An 8,105-nucleotide genomic window follows, 5' to 3' on the forward strand; every position below is an offset into this window, starting at 1 on the left:
AAAGCCCCAGCCTCAGCAGCGCACGGACCCATCCTCCCGCGCGCTACCCACCACCAGCAAGGCGGCAGCCGCCACACCGGCCGCGGGCCAGAGCATCGCCGGCAAGTCCCATGCATCCCTCCCCTGCCCAGGCTCCCAGCCGATGCACGGGCGCTGGCAGCGCTGATCTATGGCAGCCTGGCCGAGGCGGCGTTCTGGATTGCCGATGGGGCTGAAGGTGCGGATGGGGCCGATGGCGCTGCGCGCCTGGAGCAAGCCGCCGCAGGTCTGGATTTGCTGCTGCGGGGCTTGCTGGTGCAGCCGCAGCGTGGCTAGCTCTGGCGGCTGTGTGAGGTTGATGGTGACGACATGCCTCCCCGGCTTACTACGCCTAGGCAAGCACAGCGACTACAGATTCCGCAATGCCATGCCCTTAACCTGAAAGGGCAGCAAAAATCACGCTGCATCCCCCTTCAACCGGAGACAGAGATGAGCAACCAGCAGCAACCCAACCAAAGTCCCAATGGCCAACAACCTGCCCAAAAGCAGCAGGACCAACAAAACCAGCAGCGCCCTGCCCAGCAGCAGCAGCAAGGCCGGGACCAGAACCAGCAGCAGCAAGCGCAGTCCCAGCAGCAGTAAACGCAATGGCGGCAGGGCGTCTGGCCGCTCGGAACGCGCCCGGCTCCCGCCTAAAGGCCGCCCAAGAAAAACCCCGCCATTGCGGGTTTTGTGTCGTATCGCTTAGGGGCGAAATTGCGTTTGGTAATGTTTCAGTGCCAATTCCACATCCTGCAGGCGATCATATTGCGGGGAGCCCATAAAGGGCTCCAGATCCCGTAAACCAATCACTTCCAGTTCCAGACGCTCGTATTGCGCTTGCGTCACCACAAGCAGGTCTTCCGCTTCTCGCATAAGACCTCCTTTCCACCTGGTACCCAAATCCGTAAGTTTGGCTGACGATCCAGGTTCCACCACGATAGCGCCATCCAGGCATTTTGCAAAGTTCTTTTACAAGAACCAACGTCTGGTACACACCCGGGCGTATTCAGTATTCGGGCGTTTTCCAGCTGTCTGCGGTGATGGGCCGCGTCAGCTGCTCGATCTTGGCATCGATCAGCGACAGGCGCGCATGCTCAATGGTGCCTTCTGCCGGGTGGTCGGCCAGCAACTCGGCGCCCTGGGCTTTCAAGGCATCCAAATAGGCGTCTTTCTCCTTGTCATTTCCGGTCTGCGTAGACATTCCTAGCCTCCAATGCTTTGGTGGTTAAACTGTAACAAAACTACTCCAAAACGCCAGCCAGCGATCTCAAAATTACGAAATAAGCAGAAAACGTCCTACAGCCACACTGAGGTGGAGCTGATGTCTGTTATTTGCTTTGCATAAGACTAACCTAGCTTATATGCACTGGGTTTATATAGAGGCATTTCGCCCGACACCCATCAGTCGGCGGATGCATTGCCCGAACCGCCCAGCAGCTTCATCGCCGCCGTGATCGACACAGCCGCCTTGGCATAGCCATCCCAGGGCGCATTGCCTTGGCGAAAGCGCGCGTCGATAGAACGGAGGCCCCAGTGCGCGCCGCTGCTGACCTGGTGCAGCTCCGTCCAGCTGATGGGCACCGACACCCCCATACCCGGCCGCGCCCGCAGCGACCAGGCACTGACGGTGGTGGCGCTCCAGCCATTGCGCAGGTAGTCGACAAAGATCTTGCCCTTGCGGTTCTGCGGGCCGCTCTTGGCCACAAAGCGCTGGGGCACGGTGGCAGCGAGGTGCTGCACGACGGCCTTGGAAAAGCCCTTGACGGTGTCCCAGTCGTGGCGGCGCTGGATCGGTACCACCAGATGCAGGCCCTTGCCGCCGCTGGTTTTGAGAAAGGGCTCCAAGCCAAGCTCCTGCAGCAGCACCCGCACCAGCTCGGCCGCCTCCTGCACCGCCGACCAGGCCAGGCCTTCGCCCGGGTCCAGGTCAAAGGTCATGCGGTCGGGCCGCAATATCTTGTCGCGCCTGGCGTTCCAGGTGTGGAACTCGACCACATTGAACTGCGCCGCCTGGGCCAGGCCTTCAGCGCTGGCAATGGCCAGCAGCGGCGGGTGCTCCGGGTCCAGCGACGGGGGCAGTTGCACAATGCCGGCCATGGCACGGGCCTGCAGGTGCTTCTGAAAGAAATGCTCGCCCCCCACGCCATCGCGGGTGCGCACCAGTGAGGTGGGGCGGTCTTGCAAGTGCTCCATCATCAGCGGCGCCACCTGCTCGTAGTAGCGCACCACGTCCAGCTTGGTCACGCCCGTGCTGGCATCGATGATGCGATCACCATGGCTGACTTCAATGCCGCCGGTAGCGCAGGGGGTTTTCTTGCGGGTAGGCATGGTGGCTGTTCTCTCCCGGGTGATCTGGTTGGCGGGCTTGTCCTCGCGCAAGCCATGGAAGACCGCATGCCGCACCCTGCCCTGGCCGGTCCAACCGGCAAAGGCGATTTCTGCGACCAGCTCGGGACGAACCCAGATGGCCGCATAGTCAATGCGCTCGGGATCCACAAAGGGGCATATCTTGGTCTGGATCTTTTGCAACTGCGCCGTCAGCGCGCGCAAGCTGGCCTCGTTAAAGCCGGTGCCGACATTGCCGGCATAGACCAGCTGGCCATCGCTGCCATGCACCCCTAGCAGCAAGGAGCCCAGACCGGTGCGCGTGCCTTTGGGACGCGTGTAGCCGCCAATGACAAACTCCTGGCGCTGGCCGCATTTGAGCTTGATCCAGTCTGCCGAGCGGCCCGCATGGTAGGCAGCATCCTTGCGCTTGCCGACCATGCCCTCCATGCCCAGTGCGCAGGCCGAGGCCAGCAACTGCGCCGGATCGCCGGCAAAAGCCTCGCTGATCCGCACGCTATTGCCCAAGCCCGGGCTGGCATCCAGCGCCGCCTGCAGCGCATCGTGCCGTGCCTGCCAAGGCTGGGCACGCAGATCCTGGCCATTGGCAAACGTCAGATCAAAAAGGTAGTAAACGAGGTCGGTCGTGCCCTCCCCATCAAACGCGTTTTGCAGCCGCTGAAAATCGGGGAGCCCTTGGTCATTGAGCGCTACCACCTCGCCATCCAGCCAGGCGTCGTTGAGCTGCAGATGCTGCAGGGCGGCTGCCAGCGCAGGCATCCTGGCCGTCCAGTCCTTGCCATTGCGCGTCCACAACTGCAGCTTGAGGCCTTTTTTGCGGGCTGCCATGCGGTAACCGTCCAACTTCAGCTCCCAGGCCCAGTCCTCGGCGTTTTGCGGTGGCGCGTCCGCCAGCACGGCCAGCTGGGGCGCCATTGTGGCGGGCAAAGCAGCATTTTTTGCTATGGCCTTGCTGGATTTACTGCGCTTGGCAGCCGGCTTGGCGCGGGTCTCGGTCGCCACCGCACCCTGCTCACTGGCCACGCTGTCAGGCCTGGCGGTCACAATGTCCAGCTCTTCTTCCTTGCGCGCAAAGTCATCGGCTTCCTTGATCAGCAGCCAGGGCGGTTGGCGCTCACCCTCCTTGCCCTTCATGCGCACCAAGGTCCAGCGCCCGCCCAGCTTCTGGCCCCGCAGCTCAAAATGGAGCTTGCCCTTGCGGTAGCCCTCGTGCGGGTCGGCGAGAGGCAGCCACAGGCCCTTGTCCCAGACGATCACCTTGCCCGCGCCATAGTGGCCAGCGGGTATCTGGCCCTCAAAGCGGTTGTACGAGATCGGGTGGTCTTCCACCTGCACGGCCATGCGCTTGTGGCAGGGGTCCAGGCTCGGCCCTTTGGGTACTGCCCAGCTTTTCATCACGCCATCGAGCTCAAGCCGTAGGTCGTAGTGCAAGTGGCTGGCCCAGTGCTTCTGAATGACAAACTGCAGCTGGCCCGCGACCGATTCCCCGCCGTCGGCCGGCTCAGGGGTCTTGGCAAAGTTGCGCTTGGCTTGGTATTTGTCCAAGGAGCTGGGCATGCAGAGCCTCCGGGCGCCAGGCCACTAAGCCGCACGGCGCCGGGCAGGCGCGGCCTTGCGGGCGCTGGCGGATTTGGTGGCTGGCTTGGGCTTGGCCTGGGGTTTAGCCGCTGCGGCTGCCGCTTTGGCTGGGGCACTGGCCTTGGTCTTGGCCGGCGCAGCCTTGGACTTTCGCACAGCGGGCTTGGTATCAGCCGCCTTGGCGCCACCGGCCAGGCTGCGTTTGAGCAAGGCAGTCAAATCCAGGATCTCGGCGCCGCCCGATACCGGCGACTCCTTGGGCGCCTGCACCACCTCTTCGACCTCGCCCGATTTAACCTTGGTATCGATCAGCTTGTGGATCTCTTCGGAGAAGGAGTTCCTGAAGTCGTCGGCATTCCAGGCCTGGGCCTTGTCCTCGATCAAGGCGACTGCCATGTCCATCTCGGCGCTGCTGATGCCGGCGGCTTTAGGCGACTGCGGCGGCAAGTTGAGCTGCTCGAACGAACGGATATCACCGCCCCATCGCAGCAGGTTCAGCACCAGCGCCCGGCCGCAGGGCACCAGCACGGCCAGGTGCTGCTTGGTCTGGATGACCACCTTGGCCACGCCCACCTTGTTGGTCTTGCGCAGCGCCTCGCGCAGCAGTGCATAGACTTTTTCGCCGCGCTTGAGCGGCGCCGTGTAGTAGGGCCGCTCCAGGTAGATCAGCGGAATGTCATCGGCATCGACAAAGGCCTCGATCTCGATGGTCTGCGTGGTTTTGGGAAAGGCCGCGCTGATCTCCTCCTGGCTCAGGATGACGTAGCGGCCGTCTTCGTACTCCACGCCTTTGACGATATCGCTGCTGGCAATCTCCTTGCCGGTGCGCTTGTTGATGCGCTTGTAGCCCACCGGCTCCATCGAGCGTTTGTCCAGCCAATCAAAGTCAATGCCCGAATCGCGCGTGGCCGTGTACAGCCCTATGGGCACATGCACCAGCCCAAAGCTGATCGCACCTTTCCAGATGGTGCGTGTCGATGTCGGGGCATTGCCTTGCTGCTCTTTCATGCCGGCCTCCTAGGTATGCGGCCAGTGTGCACGCGTCACGGCCGCACCGCTGAGAGCAAATGGCAACGCGCGCAGGGAACTTCCGACCATCTGCATGCCAGCGCGGTCTGACAAAAAGACCCATCACTCCAATCCTGCACCAGCCTTAGCTGCCAACTCGCTTGGATGACTCCATGCGCGGGCGCACAAATCCTACAGACCTGGGGCGCAGCAGCAGCGAACCTAGTAGGCATACGACCGAGGAGCATGACATGAGCAGCACCAAGCCAGACACCCCTACCGACACCCGGCCCGCAACCCAACCCAACTATCCTGAAGACGAAAGCATGGACCCGGTGGGCGAGCCCTATCCCGAGCAGGAGCCGCTGGCACCCGAGCCCGGCGAGGACCCTCCCCACCCGCCGTTCTCGCCCAGCACGGAGCCCGATATTCCACAGGATCCCGAATCCGAGCGCGTCATCAGCCCCGAGCCGCTGGATCCCTGATGGCCAGCCTCTCGCCGTTGCCGCCGCCGCTGCCTGGCGATGCGGCGCTTTTCCTCGACTTTGATGGCAGCCTGGTGCCCATGGCGCCAACGCCTGACAGCATCGCTGTGCCTACCGGGCTGGTGCCCTTGCTGCGCGATCTGCAGGGCCGGCTGGGTGGTGCGGTGGCCATCATCTCTGGAAGGGAGATTGCGGTCCTTGACGCCTATCTGCAGCCCCTGCAGCTGGCTTGCGCCGGCGCCCATGGCGCGCAGCGCCGCAATGCCAGAGGCCAGCAGTGCAACGATGCGCCCGGTGATATCTCTGCCGTGATCGACGCCTGCGAGCAATTGGCCCAGGCGCACCCTGCCCTGTATGTCGAGCCCAAACAAAGTGGTGTCGCCCTGCACTACCGCCGCGATCCATCGCTGGAGGACCTGTGCCTGCGCAGCCTGCAAGCAATGCTGGCCCACAGGCCACAGTGGACGCTGCTGCGCGGCAAGCAGGTACTGGAGATGCTGCCGGTGGGCGCAAGCAAGGGCCGCGCCATGGATGCCTTTATGCAGGAGCCGCCTTTCGCCGGCCGCACGCCGTTTTTCATCGGCGATGACATCAGCGATGAAAGCGGCTTTACCGCAGTGCTGGCAGAGCGCGGCGTCGCCATCAAGGTGGGCGCGGGTGTGAGCTGCGCCAGCCACCGCCTCGATGACGTGGAGGCCGTCTACCACTGGCTTCAAGCCGCCTGCACGCAGCACCGCATGCTGAGCGCGCTGGGCCGGCCGGCGGAGGTGCAGCCATGAGCCGCCTGGTCGTTGTCTCCAACCGCGTCGCCGACCCGCAGGATGCCGCGCCCGGTGGCCTGGCCATTGCACTGGAAGAGGCGCTGCAGCGCCAGGGCGGCCTGTGGTTTGGCTGGGGCGGCACGGTCAGCGAGCAATCCCCGCCCCCACTCTGCATCCGTCCATGGGAGGCCGTGACCGTCGCGACGACCGCGCTGGAGCGCTGCGACCATGACAGCTACTACAGCGGCTTTTGCAACAGCACGCTCTGGCCCGTGTTCCACAACCGCCTGGATCTGGCCGCATTCGACCCGCGCTTCTACGAAGGCTACCGGCGCGTCAACCGCCAGTTTGCGCAGCAGCTGCTGCCGCTGCTGCAGCCCGATGACGTGATCTGGGTGCATGACTACCACCTGATGGCGCTGGCGTCTGAATTGCGTGCCTTGGGCTGCCAGCAGCGCATCGGGTTTTTTCTGCATATCCCCTTTCCGCCGCTGGTGGCCCTCGGGGCCGTGCCCCAGCACAAGGCCTTGATGCAGGCCTTGATGGACTTTGACCTGGTGGGCCTGCAAAGCCGGCAGGACCTGCAGCATTTTGAGAGCTATGTGCTGGCCCAAAGCGATGGCCGCATCAGCCACCGCCACCACTACCGTGCCCATGGCCAGCAAACGCGCTGCGAGGTGTTTCCAGTGGGCATCGATGCCCACGCCTTTGCAGCGCTGACCACCACACCCCCGGCGCAGCAGGTGCAAGCCACACTGGCGCAGGAATACCGCCAGCGCCGCCTGGTGGTGGGCATTGACCGGCTCGACTACTCCAAGGGCCTGCCCGAGCGCATCCACGCCTTCCGCGATCTGCTGGCGCGCCACCCGGCCCACCGGCGCAGCGCCAGCCTGGTGCAGATTGGTTCGCCCACCCGCGAGCACCTGCAGGCCTATGCCGATATCCGCAGTGAGTTTGAGTCGCTCTGCGGCGCCATCAATGGTGATTTTGGCGAGCTCGACTGGATGCCCGTGCGCTATATGCACCAGGTGCTCACGCGTGCCCAGCTGGCGGGCCTGTGCCGCTCGGCCGCCGTGGGCCTGGTCACGCCCTTGCGCGATGGCATGAACCTGGTTGCCAAGGAATTTATCGCCGCCCAGGACCCGGCCGACCCCGGGGTGCTGGTGCTGTCGCGCTTTGCCGGCGCGGCCGAGCAGCTGCAAGAAGCCCTGCTGGTCAACCCCTATGACGCGCACAGCACCGCCAACAGCATCGACCAGGCGCTGCAGATGCCGCTGGCCGAACGCATCGAACGGCACCAGCAGCTGCTGGCCCGCATCGAGGCCGAAGATGTGCACTGGTGGTGCCAGCGCTTTTTGCATGCGCTCCACCAGTGCCAGCCTGCGCTTGCGCGCAAGCCGCGCATTGCCGTTGCAGCCAGGAGCGCTGTGCTCGATGCAGAACCCGACCTGCCGATGACCCGCCCCACGCGGGATGGCAGCTTTCCCTATCTGCGGGTAGTGCCAGGCGGAGGCCCTGCGCAGCCCAGCACCACGGCCGCACTGCGCAGGGGCGGTTGAAGGATGCATGCCTCTACCGCACTTGAAGACTTTCTGACCGGCTCCGAGACGCAGGAGCCCGGACAGACACTGCGCGACCTGGTCGCACAGGGCCTGGACCAGTTGCCCCTGCCCGGCCAGGGCCAGACCCTGGCGCGCTGGCGGGCGCTAGCGGCGGTGGCCGCCAGCAACCTGAGCCTGGTCAAGCTGTTTGAGGGCCACACCGATGCCCTGGCCATTCTGGCCGAACTGGGCGCCCAGGCGCCCGCAGCGGCGCGGACCTGGGCCGTCTGGGGTGCAGAGCCGCCGGGCAACCGGGTGCAGGCCACGCCCATCAGCGCCAGCGCTCACCGGGCCCCCGGCAGCGA

The 8,105-nt window shown here is 64.4% G+C and carries 8 protein-coding genes and 2 pseudogenes; 6 read left to right on the forward strand and 4 right to left on the reverse strand.

Features of this window, described 5'->3' with window-relative positions; all coding sequences use genetic code 11:
• Positions 1 to 315 (forward strand): annotated as a pseudogene (locus H928_RS32965) (hypothetical protein); the annotation flags it as partial.
• Positions 316 to 468: 153 nt separating this feature from the next.
• Positions 469 to 621, forward strand: coding sequence for a hypothetical protein (locus tag H928_RS32575; RefSeq protein ID WP_158400600.1), 153 nt, complete (start codon positions 469 to 471; stop codon positions 619 to 621).
• A 102-nt stretch (positions 622 to 723) separates the two neighbouring features.
• On the opposite strand, the gene H928_RS32580 is transcribed toward H928_RS32575, so the two are convergent.
• From H928_RS32580 to H928_RS0120690, 4 genes are all read right to left on the reverse strand, one after another.
• Positions 724 to 894: a hypothetical protein gene (locus H928_RS32580; RefSeq protein WP_021028205.1), complete on the reverse strand. Its 171-nt coding sequence runs from the start codon at positions 892 to 894 to the stop codon at positions 724 to 726.
• Positions 895 to 1,027: 133 nt separating this feature from the next.
• Positions 1,028 to 1,222, reverse strand: coding sequence for a hypothetical protein (locus H928_RS0120680; protein ID WP_021028206.1), 195 nt, complete (start codon positions 1,220 to 1,222; stop codon positions 1,028 to 1,030).
• A gap of 200 nt (positions 1,223 to 1,422) precedes the next feature.
• A complete protein-coding gene (gene ligD, locus H928_RS0120685; protein WP_021028207.1) occupies positions 1,423 to 3,924 on the reverse strand; it encodes a DNA ligase D in 2,502 nt (833 codons plus the stop codon).
• 24 nt (positions 3,925 to 3,948) lie between these two features.
• On the reverse strand, positions 3,949 to 4,953 hold the full coding sequence (locus H928_RS0120690; protein WP_021028208.1) for a Ku protein: 1,005 nt from the start codon (positions 4,951 to 4,953) through the stop codon (positions 3,949 to 3,951).
• 251 nt (positions 4,954 to 5,204) lie between these two features.
• Here H928_RS0120690 and H928_RS0120695 point away from each other — a divergent pair, with 251 nt between their 5' ends.
• The 4 genes and pseudogenes from H928_RS0120695 to H928_RS29050 all read left to right on the forward strand — a co-directional run.
• Positions 5,205 to 5,438: a hypothetical protein gene (locus H928_RS0120695; protein WP_021028209.1), complete on the forward strand. Its 234-nt coding sequence runs from the start codon at positions 5,205 to 5,207 to the stop codon at positions 5,436 to 5,438.
• A complete protein-coding gene (otsB, locus tag H928_RS29040; protein ID WP_021028210.1) occupies positions 5,438 to 6,217 on the forward strand; it encodes a trehalose-phosphatase in 780 nt (259 codons plus the stop codon). The genes H928_RS0120695 and otsB overlap by 1 nt, the downstream gene beginning before the upstream one ends.
• Positions 6,214 to 7,758, forward strand: coding sequence for a trehalose-6-phosphate synthase (locus H928_RS29045; RefSeq protein WP_021028211.1), 1,545 nt, complete (start codon positions 6,214 to 6,216; stop codon positions 7,756 to 7,758). The genes otsB and H928_RS29045 overlap by 4 nt, the downstream gene beginning before the upstream one ends.
• A 3-nt stretch (positions 7,759 to 7,761) precedes the next feature.
• Positions 7,762 to 8,105, forward strand: a pseudogene (locus H928_RS29050) (acyl-CoA dehydrogenase); the annotation flags it as partial.

The sequence above is a fragment of the Comamonas sp. B-9 genome, from assembly GCF_000410635.1.
GTDB lineage: Bacteria > Pseudomonadota > Gammaproteobacteria > Burkholderiales > Burkholderiaceae_C > Comamonas.